The organism is Pantoea sp. Pa-EAmG (assembly GCF_030024295.1).
Lineage (GTDB): Bacteria > Pseudomonadota > Gammaproteobacteria > Enterobacterales > Enterobacteriaceae > Pantoea > Pantoea dispersa.
Map to the genome: position 1 here is coordinate 1 of NZ_JASEWO010000391.1, position 822 is coordinate 822.

Here is an 822-nt window from a genome sequence, read left to right on the forward strand (position 1 = left end):
GATGACTGCACCACCACCGGGCGCATCTGGTTGGCACGGTTACGCGCATCGGCCAAACGGCTATCCGGTAAGGGGTGCGTCAGTAAAATTTCCGGGGGTTTAGAAGAGAAGCGGCTTTGATCGGCGAGCTTCTGCAGGAAAGCTGGCATCGCCTGCGGATCGAAACCCGCACGTTGCAGCACCTGAATGCCGATGCGGTCGGCTTCCTGCTCGTTGGCCTGAGTAAAGCTGATCATGCCCTGCTGCGTGCCCGCCAATGTACCGGTCAATGCTGCCATCCCGGCTTGTGGGCTGGCAATGGCGAGCAGAATCGACCCTAATGCACCCACCCAGGTGAGTGGCGCATTACGCTTCTGCTCTTCCATGGCACGTGCCAGATGGCGTTGAGTGACGTGGGAAATTTCGTGTGCCATCACCGATGCCAGTTGGCTTTCATTGTCGGTGTAGCGGAACAATGATGAATGCAGCACTACGTTGCCGCCGAAAAAGGCGAAAGCGTTCAGTTCGTCATTCTGAATGAGAAAGAAGTGAAACGGCGTGCGCACCGAATTGGCATGCGCCACCAGGCGCTGCCCTAACTCATTGATGTATTGATTTAATAGCGGATCGTTAATCAGCGGCGCACTGGCGCGCAGTTGGCGCACGTAGAAGTCGCCAATTTGTAATTCCTGATTAATGGATAGCGTTGAACCCGCTGTGGTTCCCATATCGGGCAGATTATCACTCACGTCCGCGTGCACGGAGAGTGCGGGCGTCAGCAGCAGCGTAGGAATAAGGGCCGCCAGCACTGATTTTTTCAACCGGTTAAACATGCCTTGATCC

General features: G+C 55.7%; 1 protein-coding gene. It reads right to left on the reverse strand.

Annotation, left to right across the window (positions count from 1 at the left end; genetic code table 11):
- Positions 1 to 812, reverse strand: an 812-nt coding sequence (locus QMM04_RS22850) for a M48 family metalloprotease (protein ID WP_282997161.1), incomplete at its 3' end; no start/stop codon positions are given.
- Positions 813 to 822: the final 10 nt, after the last annotated feature.